Consider the following 19,997-nt stretch of genomic DNA (forward strand, 5'->3'; position numbering starts at 1 on the left):
CTTATTTGAACGGGAAGCCGAATGCACGCATAAGCGCACGGCCTTCGTCATCGGTGCGAGCAGTCGTAGTAACGGTAATATCCATACCACGAATACGATCAATCTTATCGAAATCGATTTCAGGGAAAACGATTTGCTCTTTAAGACCCATAGAGTAGTTACCACGACCATCAAATGATTTCGAAGAGAAACCACGGAAGTCACGGATACGAGGGATCGCAATAGAGATCAAACGGTCTAAGAATTCGTACATGCGTTCGCCGCGTAAAGTAACTTTACAACCGATCGGCCAACCATCACGGATTTTGAAACCAGCGATTGATTTACGAGCTAATGTAAGCACTGGTTTTTGACCAGCAATTGCTTGCATATCAGCAAGAGCACCATCAAGGAGTTTTTTGTCAGCAGCTGCTGCACCAACACCCATATTGATCGTGATTTTAGTGATGCGTGGAATATCCATCACATTTTTAACGCCTAAAGTCTCTTGTAATTGAGCTTTAAGTTCGTCATTGTAACGCGTTTTAAGTCTGGCCATTGCCTTCTCAACCTATTACTTCGCTACCGCCACTGATTCACCATTTGACTTGTAAACGCGAGTTTTCACGCCTTCAATCACTTGGTAACCAACACGGTCAGCCTTTTGGGTTGTAGCATTAAAAATTGCCACATTAGAAATATGAAGCGAAGCTTCTTGTGTAACGATAGTGCCTTCAGCACCTGTTGCACGGTTCGGCTTTTGATGCTTCTTAACCAAGTTAAGGCCTTCAACCATAACACGGTCATTAGAAACAGACAGAACAGTACCCTGTTTGCCTTTTTCCTTACCTGCGATCACAATTACTTGATCGCCTTTTTTAATCTTAGCCATGATTGCCTCTTATAGAACTTCAGGAGCCAATGAAATGATTTTCATGAACTGTTCAGTACGAAGTTCACGAGTCACTGGTCCGAAAATACGAGTTGCAATCGGCGCTTTGTTGTTGTTCAAAATAACAGCTGCGTTATCGTCGAAACGAATCACAGAACCATCTGGACGACGGATACCGAATTTTGTACGAACTACAACAGCATTCATCACGTCACCTTTTTTAACACGTGCGCGCGGAATAGCTTCTTTTACAGTAACTTTAATAATATCGCCAACTGAAGCATAACGACGATGCGAACCACCAAGTACTTTAATACATTGTACGCGGCGGGCACCACTGTTGTCTGCTACGTCGAGCATAGTTTCGGTTTGAATCATTGCCCTACTCCAAAACCGTGCATCACCGGTCGCAATTTCGAAAGGCTCAAAGAGTACTCGAAATTGACCGATGATGCAAGAACGTTTAATTACTCAGCAGCAGCTTCAACAACTTCAACTAATGTCCAAGACTTAGTTTTAGAAATTGGGCGGCTTTCTTTGATTGTCACAACGTCGCCTAATTTAGCTGTGTTGTTCTCATCATGAGCATGTAATTTAGTTGAACGGCGGATTGATTTGCCATACAACGGGTGTTGAACACGACGTTCGATAAGTACAACAATAGACTTGTCCATTTTGTCACTTACGACTTTGCCGGTTAACGTGCGGACTGTTTTTTCACTCATTGTCCGTTCCCCTGTTTTTCGGTAAGGAGGGTCTTAATACGAGCAATAGTTTTACGAGTAAGTGCAACTTCGTGCGATTTACCCAATTGACCAGTTGCTTTAGCCATACGAAGACGGAATTGGTTAAGCTGTTGCTCATCAAGCAAAGCTGTCAACTCTTCTACCGACTTTTCACGTAGATCTTTAGTTTTCATTACATTACCGTCCGAGTCACGATAGTGGTTTTAAACGGAAGCTTAGCAGCAGCAAGCGTAAATGCTTCACGTGCTAATTCTTCGTTCACACCTTCCATTTCGTACAGGATCTTACCTGGTTTGATTTCACAAACCCAGTACTCCACATTACCTTTACCGTTACCCATACGAACTTCTAATGGCTTTTCAGTAATTGGTTTGTCTGGGAATACACGAATAAAGATCTTACCACCACGCTTAACACGACGGCTAATGGTACGACGCGCAGCTTCAATTTGACGTGAAGTCATACGACCACGTTCAGTTGCTTTAAGCGCGATTGAACCAAATGATACTGTACTACCACGGTGCGCTAGACCAGTGTTACGGCCTTTTTGCACTTTACGGAATTTGGTACGTTTAGGTAGCAACATGGATTATTCTCCCTTGTCAGCAGCACGGTCATTACGACGTCCACGACGTTGCTCTTGACCTTCACCACGACCACGACCGCGTTTAGCTGGACGCTCTTCAGCTGGAGCTGGGTTCATGACTTGTTTCATGCCACCCAAGATCTCGCCACGGAAGATCCAAACTTTAACACCAATCGTACCGTAAGTCGTTTCAGCACGCATAGTTGAGTAGTCGATGTCCGCACGAAGCGTATGTAAAGGTACACGACCTTCACGATACCATTCTGTACGAGCGATCTCTGCACCACCTAAACGGCCAGAAACTTCAACTTTGATACCTTTAGCACCAGCACGCATAGTGTTTTGAACCGCACGCTTCATAGCACGACGGAACATAACACGCTTTTCTAATTGAGAAGCAATTGCTTCAGCAACTAAACGAGCGTCTAAGTCTGGGCGATCGATTTCGTTGATGCTTACTTGCGCTGGAACGCCCATAATGCTGGTAAGTTCGCGCTGTAATTTTTCAATGTCTTCGCCTTTTTTACCGATAACGATACCAGGACGAGCAGTGCTAATAGTTACTTTAGCAGCGCCTGTTGGACGTTCGATAAGAATATTGCTGATCATTGCATTCTTAAGTTTTTTAGTTAAAAACTCACGAACTTGCAAATCTTTAAGCAAGTATTCAGCGTATTGTTTCGGATTCGCATACCAGTTAGCGTTATGACGTTTCACAACACCTAGGCGGATACCGATTGGATGAACCTTCTGACCCATATCAAACCCCTACCTTAACGGTGATGTGACAAGTACGCTTAGTAATACGATCTGCACGGCCTTTAGCACGTGGCATAATACGTTTAAGGCTCATGCCTTCATCAACGTAAATCGTAGAAACTTTAAGGTCGTCTACATCTAAACTGTTATTGTGTTCAGCATTCGCAATTGCAGATTCCAATGCTTTTTTAACTAAAACTGCAGCTTTTTTGTTGCTGAAGTTTAAGATATTAAGCGCGTGAGCAACTGATTTGCCACGGATAAGATCTGCAACCAAACGAGCTTTCTGTGCCGAGATAGCGGCACCGCGTAATTTAGCAGTTACTTCCATCATAGCACCTATTAACGTTTAGACTTCTTGTCAACACCGTGACCACGATAGGTACGAGTTGGCGCGAATTCACCTAGTTTGTGACCAACCATGTGTTCAGTAACAATTACTGGAACGTGGTTACGGCCATTATGTACAGAGATTGTTAAACCAACAAAATCCGGGAGGATCATCGAACGACGTGACCAAGTCTTGATCGGCTTACGGTTGTTAGCAGCAATAGCCGCTTCAACTTTAGCGAACAAGTGCGCATCGACGAATGGACCTTTTTTCAATGAACGAGGCATTAATCAGATTCCTTTACTTGACGCGACGATCGCGAATAATCATCTTAGTCGTACGCTTGTTGGTACGTGTCTTGTACCCTTTAGCTTTTTGACCCCATGGGCTTACAGGTTGAATACCTTTGTTACGCCCTTCACCACCACCGTGTGGGTGGTCAACTGGGTTCATCGCCATACCACGAACGGTAGGACGAACACCACGCCAGCGTGCTGCACCAGCTTTACCTAGTGAACGAAGGTTGTTTTCTTGGTTAGAAACTTCACCCAACACAGCGCGACATTCAACATGAACTTTACGCATTTCACCAGAACGAAGACGGATGATTGCATAAGAACCGTCACGACCCAACAACTGAACAGAAGCACCAGCAGAACGAGCTAATTGCGCGCCTTTACCGATTTTAAGTTCGATGTTGTGAAGTGTAGAACCGATAGGCATATTGCGAAGTGGCAAGCAGTTACCTGGACGAATTGGAGCATCGTTACCAGATTGTACTTTATCGCCAGCACGCAAACCTTTAGGTGCGATGATATAACGACGCTCACCGTCAGCATACTTCAACAAAGCGATGTGTGCAGTACGGTTAGGATCGTATTCGATACGTTCAACTACAGCAGGAATACCATCTTTGTTACGCTTAAAGTCAACAAGACGGTAGTGCTGCTTGTGACCGCCACCAACGTGACGAGTCGTGATGTGACCGTTGTTGTTACGACCACCAGTACGTTTTTTAGCTTCAACCAACGGAGCATACGGAGCGCCTTTATGAAGATGGTCGTGAACGACTTTCTCTACAAAGCGACGTCCAGGAGACGTTGGCTTACATTTTTGAATCGGCATAATTTTCGTCCTTATTCCGCTGCGCTTTCAGCGGTATCGCCCAAGTCAGCCATTTCTACATCTTGGCCAGCTTTCAGGGTGACGTATGCTTTTTTAACATCAGAACGACGTCCTAATGTTTTACCAAAGCGCTTAGACTTACCTTTAGTGATCGTTGTGTTAACTTTAACAACTTGAACACCAAAGAGTTGTTCAACTGCTTTTTTGATTTCAAGTTTGTTTGCATCAAGTGCAACCTTGAAAACTTGAACACCAGCAGTCTCACCTAAAACTTGTGCTTTTTCTGAGAATACAGGTCCTTTTAGGACTTGATAGATACGTTCGTTGTTCATCCGAGTTCTACCTCAATTTTCTTAGCAGCAGCAACAGACATAACAACTTTATCGAACGCGATCAAGCTAACAGGATCGATTGCAGTAGCATCAACCACATCAACGTGTGGAATGTTGCGCGCTGCTAGATATAGATTCTCATCTACAGCATCAGTAACGATCAATGCGCGAGTAGCATTCAAGTCGTTAAGTTTCGCAAGCAATTCTTTAGTTTTAGGAGCTGCAACAGCAATCTCTTCAACTAGTACAAGACGATCTTGGCGAACAAGTTCAGCTAAGATACATTGCATTGCACCGCGGTACATTTTGCGGTTTACTTTTTGAGACCAATCTTGTGGACGAGCAGCAAAAGTTTTACCACCACCAACCCAGATTGGGCTACGAATAGAACCAGCACGCGCGCGGCCAGTACCTTTTTGACGGAATGGCTTTTTACCACCGCCAGATACGTCAGCACGTGATTTCTGAGCTTTCGAACCTTGACGACCACCAGCTAAGTAAGCTGTAACAACTTGGTGTACAAGAGCTTCGTTAAATTCACGACCGAAAGCAACTTCAGATAATTCAACAGCAGAGCCGGAAACAGTTTTTAAATTCACGTTATTTCCCCTCAGGCCTTGATCGTAGGACGAACGGTAACGTCGCCACCAGTAGCACCAGGAACCGCGCCTTTAACAACTAGAACTGAACGTTCTGTGTCAATAGCAACGATCTCAAGACCCTGAGTAGTTACGCGTTCAGCACCTAAATGGCCAGCCATTTTTTTGCCTTTGAATACGCGACCAGGAGTCTGGTTTTGACCAGTAGAACCTAAAACACGGTGAGAAACTGAGTTACCGTGAGTAGCATCTTGGGTACGGAAGTTCCAACGCTTAACACCACCTTGGAAACCTTTACCTTTAGATGTACCAGTAACATCAACGATTTGACCAACTGTGAACAAATCAACAGTTAGAACACCACCAACTTCACGACCTTCAAGATCAGCTTCTGTAGCGCGGAATTCTTGAACTAAACGACCAGCAGCAACACCCGCTTTAGCGAAGTGACCTTTCTGAGCGTTAGTTACGCGAGATTCGCGACGTTCACCAGTAGTGATTTGAATCGCTTGATAACCATCAGTTTCAAGCGTTTTGATTTGTGTGATGCGGTTAGGATCAACCTCAATCACTGTTACAGGCACAGAAACACCAGCATCTGTAAAGATACGGGTCATACCGCACTTGCGACCGACTAAACCAATAGCCATGTGCATAACCTCTAAAAAAGCGGCCTAATTAACTAAAAACGTTAATTAACCGAAAGCCTTAACCCAAAGCGATCTGAACATCAACACCAGCAGCAAGATCTAACTTCATCAATGCATCAACAGTTTTATCTGTAGGTTGAACGATGTCGATCAAACGCTTGTAAGTGCGGATCTCGTATTGGTCACGAGCATCTTTGTTTACGTGCGGTGATGTTAAAACGTTAAAACGTTCGATGCGTGTTGGCATCGGGATTGGACCACAAACTTGTGCACCAGTACGTTTTGCTGTTTCTACGATCTCTTGAGCAGATTGATCAATTAAACGGTGATCAAAAGACTTAAGACGGATACGAATTCTCTGGTTAGACATACCAGTTAACTCCAAGCCAAATATATAAAGAATCACCCTTGACGCATCTCACCTATTGGTAAGTGTCAAAGGCAGTGAAAATCACTAAGGTCATGATCGATGCCATGACTGTCACGATGCTAACTACTTTCTTCGCAGTTAACCCCCTTCCTTTGAAGGGTGAGTCATTATATCGATTGTTTAACGCTTAAGCAAATCCATTTTGTCTTTTTTGGCCTTTTTTTCAAATTTTGATGTTTTTCACTTGTTTACTAATTAATCATCATGCTGTTTTTTGCAAGACATATTCAATGGCTTGATTGAGCAATTGATTTCCTTGTAAAAAGTGTGCTTTTGAAGAGTGTTTTAATTCACTCTCAGTTTGCACAAAAGCCCCAGAAAAATGAGCCAGCTCTTCATCATTTTCCAAAAACAAACTTAGGGTTTCAGGCGTGATTTCGGGATGAAACTGAAAGCCAAGAACATTCTTTCCAATCTGATACATTTGATTACGACACACATCATTTTCCGCCAAATGAATGGCGCCTTTGGGAATTTCAAAAGTCTCACTGTGCCACTGCATAACATTAAAATACTCAGGTAACTCAAAGCAATCTTGTGGTACATGTTTTACTTTTCGGACCGTAGTCCACCCCAACTCCTGCATACTATTTTTGCTGACCGCAGCGCCCAGAGCATTCGCAATCAATTGGCCACCCAAGCATAGTCCAATAGCTGGCTTACCCAATGCCAAATAACGTCTTAGCCAGCGTTTTTCGATTTTTAACCATGGATAATTAACCTCATCATTTACACTCATGGTTCCCCCCATGATGATGAGAAGATCTACATCTTCAATTTGTGGTAAGGCCTCAATCTCTAGAGGTAAATCCACAGGCAAGGCAAAGAATTCTGTGGCCGTAATTTGTGCCTGATGTGCTTTTAAAAACTCATAACAACTACCGAACCCTTCACCAGCAATATGCTGAAAATAATGTACTTTTAAATGCGACTTCATGCGCTGTAACCTATTGTTGTAGCTTTGCTTAGATTTAGCAAAATTGAAGCCAACTTTTGATTTGGTTGCTTGTTTTTACAGTTCTTCCCAATTCGGTAGCGAAAATTAACTTATTCTCTTAATCTAGATGACATCTTACGCTTTAGATGAGTCACATCTTGAACAAGAAATTTCAAACTGCGCTAATTCATGCACCAAGAAAAGCACCTCAGTATATTTCCAGCGTTCAACCTCCCCTGTTTCGTGCATCTACCATTATTTTTGAAAATACTGATGCACTATTTAATCGCCACTGGACTGACCCGTATGACTACAGTTATGGCACACATGGTACACCCACCACGTTTACCTTAGCCGATCAGATCGCTCAAATCGAGGGTGGCGAATACTGCTTATTGGCACCTAGTGGACTATCCGCAATTAATTTGGTCAATTCTGCATTACTGGCACAAGGAGATGAAGTCTGGGTACCCGATAATGTCTATGGTCCAAATATGGAACATCTGCGTAATTTGGAAAAACGCTATGGGATTCTGGTTCGAGTTTATAACCCTATAGATGTAACCAGTTTCACCCCCTCTGAACATGCCAAACTCCTTTGGCTCGAAGCTACGGGATCTGTCACCTTAGAATTTCCTGATTTGGTTGGCTTAGTTCAAAAAGCACAAGCTCAACAGATTTTGACCGTACTGGATAATACTTGGGGTGCAGGTTTAGCATTTAATCCTTTCGATTTTTCTGATGAACATTTGGCTGTAGATATTAGTGTGCATGCCTTAACCAAGTATCCAAGTGGTGGTGGTGATATTTTAATGGGCTCAGTCGTGACGCGTGATCTGCAATTGCATCACAAATTGTTCCATATGCATGCCATACAAGGGATCGCGGTGTCTGGCGATGATACTGCTCAAATTCAGCGCAGTTTGGCACACATGTCCATCCGTTATGATCAACAAGCTCAATCCGCCTTGAAGTTGCTCGCATGGTTAAAACAGCAACCACAATTTAGTCAGGTGTTACATCCCTGTGACCCTGAATCTGCTGGGCATGAATACTGGAAACAAGTCTGCACAACAGGAAAAAGTGCAGGCTTGGTGAGTGTCATTTTCAAACCCGAATATGACTTAAAAGCAGTGCGTAAATTTTGTGATCATCTTAATTTATTTAAACTCGGATTTAGCTGGGGTGGTCCAATCAGCTTGGTTATGTTGTATGAACTCAACCATATGCGCTCACTAAAAAATACACATTTACAACAAGGTTTATTGGTACGCTTTTGCATAGGACTAGAAGATGCTGAGGATTTAGTCCAAGATATTCAAAACGCATTAAAACAGCTCGAATAAATTCTAAAATAGGTGAAAAATGAGTACACCAATCGTCATTGCAAAAAAAACTACTGATACAACACAAGATATTATTTTACATTCTCAATTTGCCAATCGACACGGCTTGATTGCAGGCGCAACAGGTACTGGTAAAACCGTGACCTTAAAAGTCTTGGCAGAAAGTTTTTCACGCATTGGTGTGCCCGTTTTCCTTGCAGATGCCAAAGGTGATGTCTCAAGCCTTGCACAAGCAGGTAGTAGCAATCCAAAATTTGACGAACGCATCAAAAGTCTAGGAATAGACTCCATTCCTTTTGCTGCCTCACCTGTGATGTTCTGGGATTTATTTGGCGAACAAGGACATCCTATACGCAGTACGGTTTCTGAAATTGGGCCACTTTTACTGGCACAAATGCTGAATTTAAATGACACGCAAGAAGGTGTTTTATCGGCAGTTTTTCGGATTGCCGATGATCAGGGGTTACTGCTCATTGACTTTAAAGATTTAAAAGCAATGCTTAGTTATGTCAGCGAGCATGCCGCGGAATTCAAAGCCGAGTACGGTAATCTATCACCTGCCAGCCTAGGTGCCATTCAACGTAACTTACTGGCGCTTGCTGATCAGGGTGGAGATCAGTTTTTTGGTGAACCTAGTTTAAATATTCTTGATTTTATTCAAACTGATGCTGATGGCCGAGGTTACATCAATCTGCTTGCAGCGGATAAATTGATGAACACCCCTAAACTGTATGCCACCTTTCTACTCTGGATGCTCTCTGAATTATTCGAGCAATTGCCTGAAGTCGGTGATATGGACAAACCGAAACTGGTATTTTTTTTCGATGAAGCCCATTTACTTTTTGATAATGCCAGTGCTGCACTGCAAGAAAAAATTGAACAAGTGGTGCGCTTAATTCGATCCAAAGGCGTCGGAATTTATTTTGTCACTCAAAATCCGCTGGATTTACCTGAAACCGTACTTGGGCAATTAGGAAATCGGGTACAACATGCTTTACGCGCATTCACACCTAAAGATCAAAAAGCGGTTAAAACTGCTGCTGCAACATTCCGTGCCAATCCTGAATTTAATGTTGAACAAGCTATTACCGAATTGGGCGTAGGCGAAGCCTTAATTAGCTGTCTAGATGAACAAGGTATACCGCAAGTTGTCGAGCGTGCATGGGTGATGCCTCCCTACTCATCTTTTAGCCCCATTAGCCCAGAACAACGTCAAGCATTAATTTCACAGAGTATTGTTGCTGGTGTTTATGAACAAAGTGTAGACCGAGATAGTGCTTACGAACGTTTACAGCAAAAAGTTGTTGAACGCCAACAGCAAGCTATTCAAGTTGAACAAGAGAAACAACTTGCCATAGAACAAGAAAACCTTGCGAAACAACAGGCCAAAGAAGCTGAAGTACTGGCGAAACAGCAAGCACGTGAGGAAGAACGGATTGCAAGAGAACAACAAAAAGAAGCAGAGCGTGCTGCCAAACAGCGAGAAAAGTTAATTCAAGACACGGTCGGCACTTTTGCCAAAAGTGCCGCACGCAGTTTAGGTGGCTCGACTGGACAAAAAATTGTGCGTGGTTTATTAGGCTCTTTGTTTGGTGGGAAATAGCATTCCCATCACCTTGGGGCGTAATCTGCACATAAAAAACTTAGATAAATCATACAATTCTTATTGCCAAATTTTCAGCATAAACCCATAAAATTTTTATTCCATAAAATAAATATGGTTTTATATTAAAAATAGATTGCAATTAAAATATTAAATATGTATTTTAAATACATCTTATAAATAACAGCCAAGTGAGATCACATCATGACTCCGCAGCAAATTGAACTTGTTAAAGCTACTGTCCCTGTTCTTCGTGAAAATGGCGTTGCATTAACCGGCTATTTTTATAACCGTATGCTAGGCAATAACCCAGAATTAAAAGAAACTTTTAATATGGGACACCAACGTAGTGGTGCACAGGCACAAGCACTTGCAGGTGCTGTTTTGGCTTATGCAGAAAATATTGAAGACCCATCTGTTCTTCTGCCTGTGGTTGAATTAATCGCACACAAACATGTCAGCCTGAATATTCAAGCCCCTGACTATAATATTGTGGGTGAAAACCTTCTACACTCAATCAGTGAAGTCCTTAATATCTCAATGGAAGACCCATTAATTGATGCGTGGGCAGCGGCTTATGGTCAGTTAGCTGATTTGTTTATTCGCACTGAAAAAGCGATTTATGATCTGCACCAACAAACAAAAGGCAGTTGGTTAGGCTGGCGTAATTTCAAAATTGCCAAAAAAGTGGTTGAAAGTGATGAAATCACTTCTTTCTATCTCGCTCCTGTCGATGGTGGTGAATTACCAACCTATCAAGCAGGTCAATATATTTCAGTTCGCGTCTTTGTCGAAGAGTTAGGCTTAAAACAACCTCGCCAATACACGTTATCGACTAGCCCACAAGCTGACTATTTACGTATTTCGGTGAAACGTGAAGATGAAAAAGGGGATTTAGCTGGCGGATGGGTTTCTAACACGCTTCACGGCTTAGAAGAAGGTGCTGAAATTGAAGTTTCCGCACCAACGGGTAACTTCTATCTAATTGATAGCAGCAAACGCAATGTCTTTATCAGTGGTGGTGTCGGACTAACCCCAATGATTGCTATGTTAAATCAATTGGTCACACTAGACATGCCACAACCTGTAAGTTTTATTCATGCTTGTCGTAGCAGCGAAGTGCATGCCATGAAACAACATATTCATGCGCAGAAATCGAAGTTCCCTCGCCTCAGTACATTTACAGCTTATGAGTTTCCACATGCAACTGATGTCTTAGGTGAAGATTATGATGTCGCTGGACGCCTAGACCTCGGCACAATGGATGCAGCTCTACTACCTGTCAATGCAGATTACTATCTTTGTGGTCCAATGCCATTTATGGCTGAACAGCATAAAGCACTGGTTGCTCGCGGCATTAAACCTGAACAAATTCACAGTGAAGCATTTGGTACAGGCGGGGTTCGTATTTAAACCCACCGTCGCATACATACCTTATAAGGCTAGTCTATGATAGACTAGCCTTATCTTTTCATCTCAAAAAAGATGAGCACAATCATGCAGCTAAATAAATTTACCGATTATGCCCTGCGCATTCTAATGTATATTTCGCGACCAAGAGAAAGTGCATATACCATTGCTGAAATTGCGGCTGACCTGCAAGTGTCTCAAAACCACTTGGTCAAAGTCGTCCACTTTATGGGCAAACAAAACTGGTTGATTACCACACGTGGTAAAGGTGGTGGTATTCGATTACACACAGATGCTGTACATCTAAAAGTCGGTGAGGCAGTTAGGACTTTACAAGGTGAAAATCAGATTGTTGAATGCAACAATCCCCCTTGCGTACTTAGAAGCCACTGCGGTCTAAAAGGTATCTTAGATCAGGCACTCGAACAATTTTATCAGTATTTAAATCAATACACTTTAGGCGAAGTGCTTGCTCGTTCGAACATTAACAATACTAAAACCATTAAAAATGGTATTGAGCTACTTAACCTATAACATTTTCAAGCGCTAAGAGGAAAATTCGCGTGCGTGGGCGACTTCCTTTATACTAGGCACTTGAAAACCAGTGAATGAAGTTGAGTTATGCACCACAGCAGAGGAAAATCAAAAAACAGTAAAACCGCGCAGGCGCCTAAGCAAAAGATCAGCTATGAAAAAAAGCTTGATCCTGCGATTACTGAATATGCTGTACGTGCACTCAACTGGCTGCGTAAAGCCGCTTTTTTAATGAGTGCACCCAAGCTCAGTATCTGTGTAGAAGATACTGGTTATGAAATTGCTTTTGCTGGACGCTCCAATGCGGGTAAATCTAGTGCAATTAATGCATTAACCAATCAAAAGCAATTGGCACGCGCCTCAAAAAAACCTGGTCGCACCCAAATGATCAACTTCTTTAGTCTAGGCAATCCCAATCAGCGCCTGGTCGATTTACCTGGCTATGGATACGCAGCCGTGCCTGAAGCCATGAAAATCGTGTGGCAGAAAGAGCTTGAAAATTATCTGATTCATCGCAAAAGTTTACAGGGCTTAGTATTGTTGATGGATATCCGCCATCCCCTACAACATTTCGATGTGATGATGTTGGAATGGGCATACTCACGTAAACTATTTGTCCATGTGCTGTTGACCAAATCAGATAAGATGAACCGTGGTCCTGCCAACAAAGCCTTATTAGACGTTAAACAGCAATTGAAGAAAATGAAACTCGATTTCTCAATTCAATTGTTCTCCTCACTCAACAAACAAGGTTTAGAAGAACTTGCCAGTGTGATGGGCGGGCGTCTGAATTTCACCCTTGAACAAGCTGCCGAGTTTGACCTCGCGCTCATACCTGAAGCAGAAGCCGATAGACTTGAAGATACTTTGGATAATGATGAGAGTGAGGGTTTTGAAGTAGAAGAACTTGAAACCGAAGCATCTGAGCAAGCACCGAAACCAGATTAAGTACTGCTAAACCAGATCAACTCATCATGAATTGACATTGAAATGTCCCGCATTGCTAAACACATTGTGGGACTTTTTTTTCATACTGTTTCGAATGCATCAAAAAATGCTAGAGACCGTAGTATGAAACTGTTACAACGCCTGAAAAAAACAAAAATTGGCTCTTCAATTCAATATCATATTCAACCGCGCAAAGTGAAATTTGAATGGCACAATACGCCCGTGGACTGGGTGCCAGAACAACCTTTTGTCAGCTATTTTATTAATGAAATTAATATGATTTTACCTGCTGGCGAGTTCTGGTTTTGCCGTCTGTACAATAAAGTTCTACCGCAAATTCAAGATGAAAAACTCAAACAGGATGTGCAAGCCTTTATTCTTCAAGAAGCCATGCACGCGCAGGCGCATAACTCTGCTAACAAAGAATATTTATGCGAACGCCACATCGATATTCAACGCAATCTTGATGTTATGGATTTCCTATTTGGCAAATTATTGGCGGACCAACCTTTAGGTTTGAATATTCCTAAACCCTTACAACATCAATGGGATTTATTCCGTCTCGGTATTATCGCCACTGTTGAGCATATGACTTGCGTCTTGGGTAAATATGCACTCTACAATACAGAGTGGCAAAAAAGTGGTGCAGATCCTGCCATGCTCGACTTAGTGAAATGGCATGGTGCAGAAGAAATTGAGCATCGGACTGTCGCATTTGATTTATATCGCCATTTGGGCGGAGGCTATCTGGCGCGTTATTACCTCAGTGTTGTGGTCATTGCTGCAGTACTCGGCTTGTGGGTGGATGGTACGGCTCATATCATGCAACAAGACCCACGTTTTAAATCAATCCGCCCTGCTATCTACAAACCATGGATTTGGCGTGAATGGTATGCTATTTCTCAACGTAACAATGGTTTATTACCAAATCCACTCTGGCTTATCTCGCAACAATTGGGCTATCTGATGCCATGGTACGACCCTGTACATGAAGCCAAAACTGAAGATGCGATTGCTTATCTCAATCAATCCCCTGCTGCACTTCGCGCGATGCTTAAGGTCGCATAAATCAATTACCCATATGTCGGAACACTACAAAAAGCAGGCTGAATTTGCCTGCTTTTTTGCTCATGCTGAAAGTCACTTTCCGATTGAGTACTCCCCCTTATGCATCCTCATCTCAGTGTACTGACCCTTGCAGTTCGTGACCTCCAGGCAGCGCTGGATTTTTACTGCCAAGGACTGGGCTTTAAAAGTGACGGCATTATTGGACAAGAATACGAAAATGGCGCCGTTGCCTTTATTGAACTGCAATCAGGTTTAAAACTGGCTCTTTGGCCGCAACAGAGTTTAAGTCAGGATTCTGGCTTGGCTTTAACGCCTTTCTGTCCGACTGGGTTTTCGCTAGGACACAATGTCGGCTCAGCAACCGAAGTCGATGCCATTATGACACTTGCCGAAAAAGCAGGTACAACTATCACCAAAGCTGCCCAAGTCACTTTTTACGGCGGCTATGCAGGCTATTTTCAAGACCTAGATGGACATCTTTGGGAAATTGTTTGGAATCCTTGTTGGGAATAAAGCTAGCTGTTGGGTTCCGTCACAGTTTCACGAGTATGACGATCAACCACCACACTAATCATCATGTCTCCCTGAACATTGACCACGGTTCGGACCGTATCCAACAAACGGTCGATCGGCAGTAAAATCGCAATGGCTTCCGCAGGTAAACCCACCGATTGCAAAACCATAATCATCGTGACCATGCCTGCACTTGGAATACCAGGGGCACCTAATGATGCGATCATCGCAGTTAAGCAAACAATCAGTTGTTGACCTAGACTTAAATCCAAACCAATCAGATTGGCGACAAACAACGCCGCTGCAGCCTCGTACAAAGCGGTACCATCCATGTTCAACTGCGTACCCAGCGGAATCACAAAGCCTGCGGTTGCAGGACTGACTTTGAGATTTTCTTGTGCACATTTCATGGATAATGGCATGGTAGCTGAACTGGAACTGGTTGCAAATGCTGTAATCAACGCAGCTCGCGTACCTTTAAAGAAGGTTACAGGGTCCATCTTGCCAAAAATCCATAACAGTAACGGCAATACCACCGCACCATGGAAAATGGTGGTTCCTGTCACCACCACAGCAAATTCGGCTAAACGACTGAGTACAGAAAGGTCTTCTGTGGCAATCAACTTGGCTAACAGGGCAAAAATCCCCAATGGTGCAAGTTTCATTACCCAACTAATCATCAGCATCATAATTTCAAAAAATTGTGCTGCGAGCTGACGTACCGCTTTAAAACGCTCACCACCATGTACCAATGCCACACCAATAAACAGTGCAAATACCACCACAGCCAAGACATTGCCTTCTGCAAAGGCTTTAAATGGATTAATTAACGTGTTCTGAATAAAATTGGTAAAGAAAGACGTTGGCGTTAAGGTATCAGGCGTTTGGTATTGATTCATGTCATTCTGAAATAGGGCGATATCTACCCCCTTACCCACATCAAATAAATGTGCACAGCCGATGCCTAGAATTAATGCTAATGTGGTTGTCGTGACGCAGCAGGCAACCGTAATCTTCCAGACTTTTCCAAGTTGCCCACCTGCTTGCAAATTGGACACCCCAACTACAATCGAGCTAAAAATCAGAGGAATTAATAGCATTTTAAGTAAGCCAATGAAAATGCTACTAATAATGCCCAAGCCGTATAAACTACTGGTAAAAAAACCACTCTGTGGAAAGACACTGAGTAGAAAACCAAAAGCAATCCCCAGAATGGCAGCAATCAAGATTTGGGTATTTAAGCTCATATCTGCTGTAATTTTATCTTTTAAAGTCACATCACTATGGCATATCTTGTGTGTAAAAATCGAATTTTTCTTATCCAAAAAATAAAGCCGTCTAACCCCCCTTATGTAATTGATCACTTGCATGGAGCGTACGTATTGCAAAAATATCAAAAAAAAGCCTCATCTACATGAGGCTTTTCTAACATTTAAATCTTATTGGGTTTCAATTTCTCTGAGCCGAATCAAGCCTTCTTGAGTCGTACTACAAACCAACTCACCATTTTGCCACATACGTCCAAAATTTAGTCCCCGCGAGTTGGCACTTACCGTTGCATCCATGTCATACAACATCCAGTCATCCACACGGAAAGGTTTATGGAAATACATAGCGTGGTCAATACTGGCACATTGCAAACTTGGTGATAACCAACTCAAACCATGTGGACGTAATGCCGTGGTCATTAAAGTAAAGTCTGAATAAAATGCAGCAATCGCTTGATGTAATGAAACTTCATCAATCTCAGCCGCAATACGGTCATGGGTGCGTATGTAGTGCGCATAAGAAGGTGCCGCTGGTTGTGGCTGATACGGATTCATTGGATCGATTGGTCGTATCTCAACATGGCGGTCACGCATAAAACTAGCCCTTACGTTTTCAGGCACAAACTCGACCAACATCTTTTTCAGTTCCGCTTCCGATTTCACTTGCATCGGTGCAGGATAATCAGGCTCCTGAATCTGATAATTCAAGCCTTCTTCTGACTGAGCAAACGACACCATTGCGGTAAAAATGGTACGTCCATGCTGAATGGCACGCACCTGACGGCTGACAAAACTTTTGCCATCTCTTAAACGATCCACTTCATAAATGATCGGAGCATTCACATCACCTCCGAAGAGGAAATAAGCATGTAAAGAATGCGCAGGTCGGTCTGCCGTATAGGAAGCGGCACGTAAAGCCTGTCCTAAAACTTGCCCACCAAAAACACGCTTGCCTACCAAATTACGACTTTGACCGCGAAAAATATTCTCTTCGATTTTTTCAAGACTAAGCAGTTCAACCAATTCTTGAGTTAAGGCATTCATAGCAGACCCGTTTTAAATTTTAGACACACCCATTTTGGTGTTCATTAGAAATAACCATAGAGCGCTTGCTCTAAAACTATATTACCTAAATGTTGACCGATCCCCTAGAGATTAATTGACCGCACTGTCACTGTAATTTTCAAATTTAATTGCTAAAAATATGCAGTTTAACGCTAGAATCTTGGCATAAGCAGTAAATTTGTCAGAAAATGACATCTAGTTTTTGATTACAATTACGCAGAATAATTTCCCCTTCACATTTTGGGGCTTCGTACCGTATTAGGAGTGTTTATGTCCAAGCGTGGCTTTGGTCAAATGTATCGCCAGCTTTCCAGCAAGCTACTTGACCTTGTGGTAACCCCTCATATTTTGGGTGAAGTACCCAGCAACCCGACAGCTCCAAGCACCAGTGAAGACCCCAATATTGCCAACACACCAAGCAAGAAGGTGGTGTGCTATGTATTACAAAACTATTCACGTAGTAATGCCTTGGTGGTCGATGGCGAAACTCGTCGTTTAAAATTACCTGCCGCCTTAGATTCACTCTTGATTGGCGAACATAAAGAAAAAGCCTCCATCTTATTTTTACAACATCATGATGAGCAGAACCTACTTAATCCACCACCCAATACCTTTCCACCCCGTCTATTACGCCTGATCGATTTACTCGAAAAGCATCCTGAACTAGACATTGAACTGGTGCCTGTAACGGTGCTGTGGGGTCGCTCACCAGACAAGGAAGACTCTTGGTTTAAATTGTTATTTACCGATACATGGGCAACGCCAAGCCGTGTTAAACAGATGGTAAATATTGGTTTGCATGGACGTGAATCTTATCTGGAATTTCACGAAGCCCAGTCTTTACGTGACCTGATTCAGTACGCTAAAACCACCCATCCAAATTTATCGCCTGCAACGTATATTATTAGCAGCTTAAATAACTATATGGATGCGCAACGTGAAGTCGTGCTCGGTCCTGACTTATCTGACCGTCGTAACGTCATGCACAGCCTAATTAAAGCACAAGATGTGCAAGATGCAATTCGTCGTGAAAGTATCCGTAGCAAAATCAGTATGCTTGAAGCAGAACGTCGTGCGATTGGTTATTTAAATGAAATCGTCTCGGATTATTCCTCTTCAGCCGTTCGTTTTGCGGATATGGCGCTCACCCGCTTGTGGACACAGTTGTATGATGGCGTCGAAGTACATAACTTCAGTACCGTGCGTGAACTGGCAAAAGAATATGAAATTATTTATACTCCATGTCACCGTAGTCATATCGACTACCTGTTACTGTCTTATGTAATTTATAAACGTGGTTTGATGGTACCGTACATTGCGGCGGGTGATAACCTGAATATGCCATTTGTAGGGCAATTACTACGTGGTGGCGGCGCGTTCTTTATTCGCCGTACTTTCCGTGGTAATGGTTTATATACCACCGTTTTTAAAGAATATTTATACAGCATTCTGTCGCGCAACACGCCTTTGGAATACTTCATTGAAGGGGGCCGTTCACGTACAGGACGCCTATTACCTGCTAAGACAGGCATGCTCGCCATGACAGTACACAGCCATCTTCGTGGACGTGCCAAACCGATTGTGTTTGTGCCAACCTATATCGGCTATGAACGCCTGATGGAAGGTTCTACATATGTTGGCGAAATGCAAGGTAAACCGAAAGAAGCGGAATCTGTGCTTGGAATTGTAAAAACCCTACGCAAAATTGAACGCATCTTCGGTAAAGTACACGTGAACTTCGGTGAGCCTGTATTCTTGGATGACAAACTCAAAGCCTTTGGCGCTGACCAGATTCGCATTCAAAAAAATGATGATCCAATTCCAAATGAGGTCTCTGATGCAGTGAACAGTGCGGCACATACCATTTTGGAAAACATCAACCGTGCCGTAGTGATTAACCCAGTATCGTTATTGTCTCTGATTTTACTAGCGACACCAAAACATACTCTGGACGAAGAGTTGTGCATCAAGCAGTTAGATGCATATCGTAATTTGCTCACCGCACTGCCTTACGATGAGCGTACACAAGTTACACCTCTTTCTGGCAAAGAAATTATTGCTTACGGTTTAAAACTCAAACTGATTAAGCGCGTGAAGCACGTTCTGGGCGATATTATTGCGATTGAAGACAATCAAGCCGTGTTACTCACCTACTTCCGTAACAACATTGTGCATGCTTTTGTCTTGCCATCTTTGATTGCGGCTTTGGTTGAACACAACGGTACCATCAAGCGTCACGATTTATGTAACGTCATTCGCACCTTATATCCATTCTTGAAAGCTGAGTTATTTCTTAAATGGGATGATGAAAGCTTAAAAGTACAGATCGCTGCTTATGCAGATGCTTTAATCAGTGCAAAACTCATCACTGAAGATGCGGAAGGACATTTAATTTCCCCTGCACCGAACAGTGAAGATCATAATCAGTTGTTAGTCCTTGCTGGTCCTGTGATGCAGAGCCTAGAGCGCTATTACATGACTTTGGCACTGATTACACAGCGTGGTTCTGGCAACATCTCGACGCGTCAAGTGGAAGAGTTGAGCCATTTGGTGGGTCAACGCCTCTCTGTGTTGTATGAGTTCAATTCACCAGAGTTCTTCGATAAAGCCCTATTCCAAGGTTTTATCCGCGTACTGACTCAACAGGGTTATATCAGTACCAATGCCGAAGGCTCAATCGTATTTGACAGCAACTTTAGCAATATTGCTGCCAATGCCAATTTGGTACTGGATGATGTGACTTTACAAATGTTGCAGCACATTACCACTTTTAGCGATGAAGAGTTAAAGCAGGTATTAGATGCGGTTGCCGCACAACAAGCGAAACGTCGTTTGAAGCGTAAGAAAAAGTAATTTTAAAAAGCATAGGTATCTGC

Annotated in this window: 24 protein-coding genes and 1 pseudogene; 8 read left to right on the forward strand and 17 right to left on the reverse strand. The window is 42.9% G+C overall.

Going from position 1 to position 19,997, the window contains the following annotated elements:
* Position 1: 1 nt before the first annotated feature.
* The 15 genes and pseudogenes from rplE to I593_RS15985 form a co-directional block, all read right to left on the reverse strand.
* Positions 2-538 (reverse strand): 50S ribosomal protein L5, encoded by a 537-nt coding sequence (gene rplE / locus I593_RS15915; RefSeq protein ID WP_016168594.1) that lies wholly within the window; start codon positions 536-538, stop codon positions 2-4.
* A 15-nt stretch (positions 539-553) separates the two neighbouring features.
* A complete protein-coding gene (rplX, locus tag I593_RS15920; protein ID WP_016168595.1) occupies positions 554-871 on the reverse strand; it encodes a 50S ribosomal protein L24 in 318 nt (105 codons plus the stop codon).
* Positions 872-880: 9 nt separating this feature from the next.
* Complete coding sequence (gene rplN, locus I593_RS15925) at positions 881-1,249, reverse strand: 50S ribosomal protein L14 (protein WP_001982634.1); 369 nt, start codon at positions 1,247-1,249, stop codon at positions 881-883.
* Positions 1,250-1,338: 89 nt separating this feature from the next.
* Positions 1,339-1,596 (reverse strand): 30S ribosomal protein S17, encoded by a 258-nt coding sequence (gene rpsQ / locus I593_RS15930; RefSeq protein ID WP_016168596.1) that lies wholly within the window; start codon positions 1,594-1,596, stop codon positions 1,339-1,341.
* Positions 1,593-1,790: a 50S ribosomal protein L29 gene (gene rpmC, locus I593_RS15935; RefSeq protein WP_004650482.1), complete on the reverse strand. Its 198-nt coding sequence runs from the start codon at positions 1,788-1,790 to the stop codon at positions 1,593-1,595. The genes rpsQ and rpmC overlap by 4 nt, the downstream gene beginning before the upstream one ends.
* A complete protein-coding gene (rplP, locus tag I593_RS15940; RefSeq protein WP_016168597.1) occupies positions 1,790-2,203 on the reverse strand; it encodes a 50S ribosomal protein L16 in 414 nt (137 codons plus the stop codon). Before rplP ends, rpmC begins: the two co-directional genes overlap by 1 nt.
* Positions 2,143-2,962, reverse strand: a pseudogene (gene rpsC / locus I593_RS15945) (30S ribosomal protein S3). The gene rplP and the pseudogene rpsC overlap by 61 nt, the downstream one beginning before the upstream one ends.
* A 1-nt stretch (position 2,963) precedes the next feature.
* The gene (gene rplV / locus I593_RS15950; protein WP_001982638.1) at positions 2,964-3,293 is read right to left on the reverse strand and encodes a 50S ribosomal protein L22; all 330 of its coding nucleotides are present in this window, start codon (positions 3,291-3,293) and stop codon (positions 2,964-2,966) included.
* A gap of 11 nt (positions 3,294-3,304) precedes the next feature.
* Positions 3,305-3,580: a 30S ribosomal protein S19 gene (gene rpsS / locus I593_RS15955; protein ID WP_004641066.1), complete on the reverse strand. Its 276-nt coding sequence runs from the start codon at positions 3,578-3,580 to the stop codon at positions 3,305-3,307.
* Positions 3,581-3,593: 13 nt separating this feature from the next.
* Positions 3,594-4,418: a 50S ribosomal protein L2 gene (gene rplB / locus I593_RS15960; RefSeq protein WP_016168599.1), complete on the reverse strand. Its 825-nt coding sequence runs from the start codon at positions 4,416-4,418 to the stop codon at positions 3,594-3,596.
* A gap of 11 nt (positions 4,419-4,429) precedes the next feature.
* Positions 4,430-4,750 carry a 50S ribosomal protein L23 gene (gene rplW, locus I593_RS15965; RefSeq protein WP_016168600.1) on the reverse strand — a complete coding sequence of 107 codons (321 nt, stop codon included), beginning with the start codon at positions 4,748-4,750 and terminating at the stop codon, positions 4,430-4,432.
* Complete coding sequence (gene rplD, locus I593_RS15970; RefSeq protein WP_016168601.1) at positions 4,747-5,349, reverse strand: 50S ribosomal protein L4; 603 nt, start codon at positions 5,347-5,349, stop codon at positions 4,747-4,749. The genes rplW and rplD overlap by 4 nt, the downstream gene beginning before the upstream one ends.
* An 11-nt stretch (positions 5,350-5,360) precedes the next feature.
* On the reverse strand, positions 5,361-5,999 hold the full coding sequence (rplC, locus tag I593_RS15975; protein WP_016168602.1) for a 50S ribosomal protein L3: 639 nt from the start codon (positions 5,997-5,999) through the stop codon (positions 5,361-5,363).
* 58 nt (positions 6,000-6,057) lie between these two features.
* A complete protein-coding gene (rpsJ, locus tag I593_RS15980) occupies positions 6,058-6,369 on the reverse strand; it encodes a 30S ribosomal protein S10 (RefSeq protein ID WP_000070912.1) in 312 nt (103 codons plus the stop codon).
* A gap of 262 nt (positions 6,370-6,631) precedes the next feature.
* Positions 6,632-7,366 (reverse strand): type 1 glutamine amidotransferase, encoded by a 735-nt coding sequence (locus I593_RS15985; RefSeq protein ID WP_016168603.1) that lies wholly within the window; start codon positions 7,364-7,366, stop codon positions 6,632-6,634.
* 158 nt (positions 7,367-7,524) lie between these two features.
* Here I593_RS15985 and I593_RS15990 point away from each other — a divergent pair, with 158 nt between their 5' ends.
* From I593_RS15990 to I593_RS16020, 7 genes are all read left to right on the forward strand, one after another.
* Positions 7,525-8,712 (forward strand): PLP-dependent transferase, encoded by a 1,188-nt coding sequence (locus I593_RS15990; RefSeq protein ID WP_026441162.1) that lies wholly within the window; start codon positions 7,525-7,527, stop codon positions 8,710-8,712.
* Positions 8,713-8,731: 19 nt separating this feature from the next.
* Entirely contained in the window at positions 8,732-10,315 is a 1,584-nt protein-coding gene (locus I593_RS15995) for a helicase HerA-like domain-containing protein (RefSeq protein WP_016168605.1), read from the forward strand.
* Between the two features lie 204 nt (positions 10,316-10,519).
* Positions 10,520-11,728 carry an NO-inducible flavohemoprotein gene (gene hmpA, locus I593_RS16000; RefSeq protein ID WP_016168606.1) on the forward strand — a complete coding sequence of 403 codons (1,209 nt, stop codon included), beginning with the start codon at positions 10,520-10,522 and terminating at the stop codon, positions 11,726-11,728.
* Between the two features lie 84 nt (positions 11,729-11,812).
* On the forward strand, positions 11,813-12,259 hold the full coding sequence (locus I593_RS16005; RefSeq protein ID WP_016168607.1) for an RrF2 family transcriptional regulator: 447 nt from the start codon (positions 11,813-11,815) through the stop codon (positions 12,257-12,259).
* Between the two features lie 87 nt (positions 12,260-12,346).
* Entirely contained in the window at positions 12,347-13,207 is an 861-nt protein-coding gene (gene yihA / locus I593_RS16010; RefSeq protein ID WP_016168608.1) for a ribosome biogenesis GTP-binding protein YihA/YsxC, read from the forward strand.
* A 123-nt stretch (positions 13,208-13,330) separates the two neighbouring features.
* On the forward strand, positions 13,331-14,275 hold the full coding sequence (locus tag I593_RS16015; protein ID WP_016168609.1) for a metal-dependent hydrolase: 945 nt from the start codon (positions 13,331-13,333) through the stop codon (positions 14,273-14,275).
* A gap of 99 nt (positions 14,276-14,374) precedes the next feature.
* Positions 14,375-14,788, forward strand: a complete 414-nt coding sequence (locus tag I593_RS16020) for a VOC family protein (RefSeq protein WP_016168610.1) — start codon at positions 14,375-14,377, stop codon at positions 14,786-14,788.
* Positions 14,789-14,790: 2 nt separating this feature from the next.
* Here I593_RS16020 and I593_RS16025 read toward each other — a convergent pair whose 3' ends face one another.
* Both I593_RS16025 and I593_RS16030 read right to left on the reverse strand, forming a co-directional pair.
* On the reverse strand, positions 14,791-16,035 hold the full coding sequence (locus tag I593_RS16025; RefSeq protein ID WP_026441163.1) for a dicarboxylate/amino acid:cation symporter: 1,245 nt from the start codon (positions 16,033-16,035) through the stop codon (positions 14,791-14,793).
* A 192-nt stretch (positions 16,036-16,227) separates the two neighbouring features.
* Positions 16,228-17,100, reverse strand: coding sequence for an acyl-CoA thioesterase (locus I593_RS16030; protein WP_016168612.1), 873 nt, complete (start codon positions 17,098-17,100; stop codon positions 16,228-16,230).
* A gap of 291 nt (positions 17,101-17,391) precedes the next feature.
* Between I593_RS16030 and plsB the strand changes: the two genes are divergently transcribed.
* Complete coding sequence (plsB, locus tag I593_RS16035; RefSeq protein WP_016168613.1) at positions 17,392-19,974, forward strand: glycerol-3-phosphate 1-O-acyltransferase PlsB; 2,583 nt, start codon at positions 17,392-17,394, stop codon at positions 19,972-19,974.
* The last annotated feature ends 23 nt before the right edge of the window (positions 19,975-19,997 follow it).

It is taken from the genome of Acinetobacter tandoii DSM 14970 = CIP 107469, from assembly GCF_000400735.1.
GTDB classification, from domain to species: domain Bacteria; phylum Pseudomonadota; class Gammaproteobacteria; order Pseudomonadales; family Moraxellaceae; genus Acinetobacter; species Acinetobacter tandoii.

Excerpts from the sequence above, each read along its gene's own strand:
- rplE (WP_016168594.1), bottom strand. The coding sequence starts at position 538 with ATGGCCAGACTTAAAACGCGTTACAATGACGAACTTAAAGCTCAATTA.
- rplX (WP_016168595.1), bottom strand. The coding sequence starts at position 871 with ATGGCTAAGATTAAAAAAGGCGATCAAGTAATTGTGATCGCAGGTAAG.
- rplN (WP_001982634.1), bottom strand. The coding sequence starts at position 1,249 with ATGATTCAAACCGAAACTATGCTCGACGTAGCAGACAACAGTGGTGCC.
- rpsQ (WP_016168596.1), bottom strand. The coding sequence starts at position 1,596 with ATGAGTGAAAAAACAGTCCGCACGTTAACCGGCAAAGTCGTAAGTGAC.
- rpmC (WP_004650482.1), bottom strand. The coding sequence starts at position 1,790 with ATGAAAACTAAAGATCTACGTGAAAAGTCGGTAGAAGAGTTGACAGCT.
- rplP (WP_016168597.1), bottom strand. The coding sequence starts at position 2,203 with ATGTTGCTACCTAAACGTACCAAATTCCGTAAAGTGCAAAAAGGCCGT.
- rplV (WP_001982638.1), bottom strand. The coding sequence starts at position 3,293 with ATGGAAGTAACTGCTAAATTACGCGGTGCCGCTATCTCGGCACAGAAA.
- rpsS (WP_004641066.1), bottom strand. The coding sequence starts at position 3,580 with ATGCCTCGTTCATTGAAAAAAGGTCCATTCGTCGATGCGCACTTGTTC.
- rplB (WP_016168599.1), bottom strand. The coding sequence starts at position 4,418 with ATGCCGATTCAAAAATGTAAGCCAACGTCTCCTGGACGTCGCTTTGTA.
- rplW (WP_016168600.1), bottom strand. The coding sequence starts at position 4,750 with ATGAACAACGAACGTATCTATCAAGTCCTAAAAGGACCTGTATTCTCA.
- rplC (WP_016168602.1), bottom strand. The coding sequence starts at position 5,999 with ATGGCTATTGGTTTAGTCGGTCGCAAGTGCGGTATGACCCGTATCTTT.
- rpsJ (WP_000070912.1), bottom strand. The coding sequence starts at position 6,369 with ATGTCTAACCAGAGAATTCGTATCCGTCTTAAGTCTTTTGATCACCGT.
- I593_RS15985 (WP_016168603.1), bottom strand. The coding sequence starts at position 7,366 with ATGAAGTCGCATTTAAAAGTACATTATTTTCAGCATATTGCTGGTGAA.
- I593_RS15995 (WP_016168605.1), top strand. The coding sequence starts at position 8,732 with ATGAGTACACCAATCGTCATTGCAAAAAAAACTACTGATACAACACAA.
- hmpA (WP_016168606.1), top strand. The coding sequence starts at position 10,520 with ATGACTCCGCAGCAAATTGAACTTGTTAAAGCTACTGTCCCTGTTCTT.
- I593_RS16005 (WP_016168607.1), top strand. The coding sequence starts at position 11,813 with ATGCAGCTAAATAAATTTACCGATTATGCCCTGCGCATTCTAATGTAT.
- yihA (WP_016168608.1), top strand. The coding sequence starts at position 12,347 with ATGCACCACAGCAGAGGAAAATCAAAAAACAGTAAAACCGCGCAGGCG.
- I593_RS16015 (WP_016168609.1), top strand. The coding sequence starts at position 13,331 with ATGAAACTGTTACAACGCCTGAAAAAAACAAAAATTGGCTCTTCAATT.
- I593_RS16020 (WP_016168610.1), top strand. The coding sequence starts at position 14,375 with ATGCATCCTCATCTCAGTGTACTGACCCTTGCAGTTCGTGACCTCCAG.
- I593_RS16025 (WP_026441163.1), bottom strand. The coding sequence starts at position 16,035 with ATGAGCTTAAATACCCAAATCTTGATTGCTGCCATTCTGGGGATTGCT.
- I593_RS16030 (WP_016168612.1), bottom strand. The coding sequence starts at position 17,100 with ATGAATGCCTTAACTCAAGAATTGGTTGAACTGCTTAGTCTTGAAAAA.
- plsB (WP_016168613.1), top strand. The coding sequence starts at position 17,392 with ATGTCCAAGCGTGGCTTTGGTCAAATGTATCGCCAGCTTTCCAGCAAG.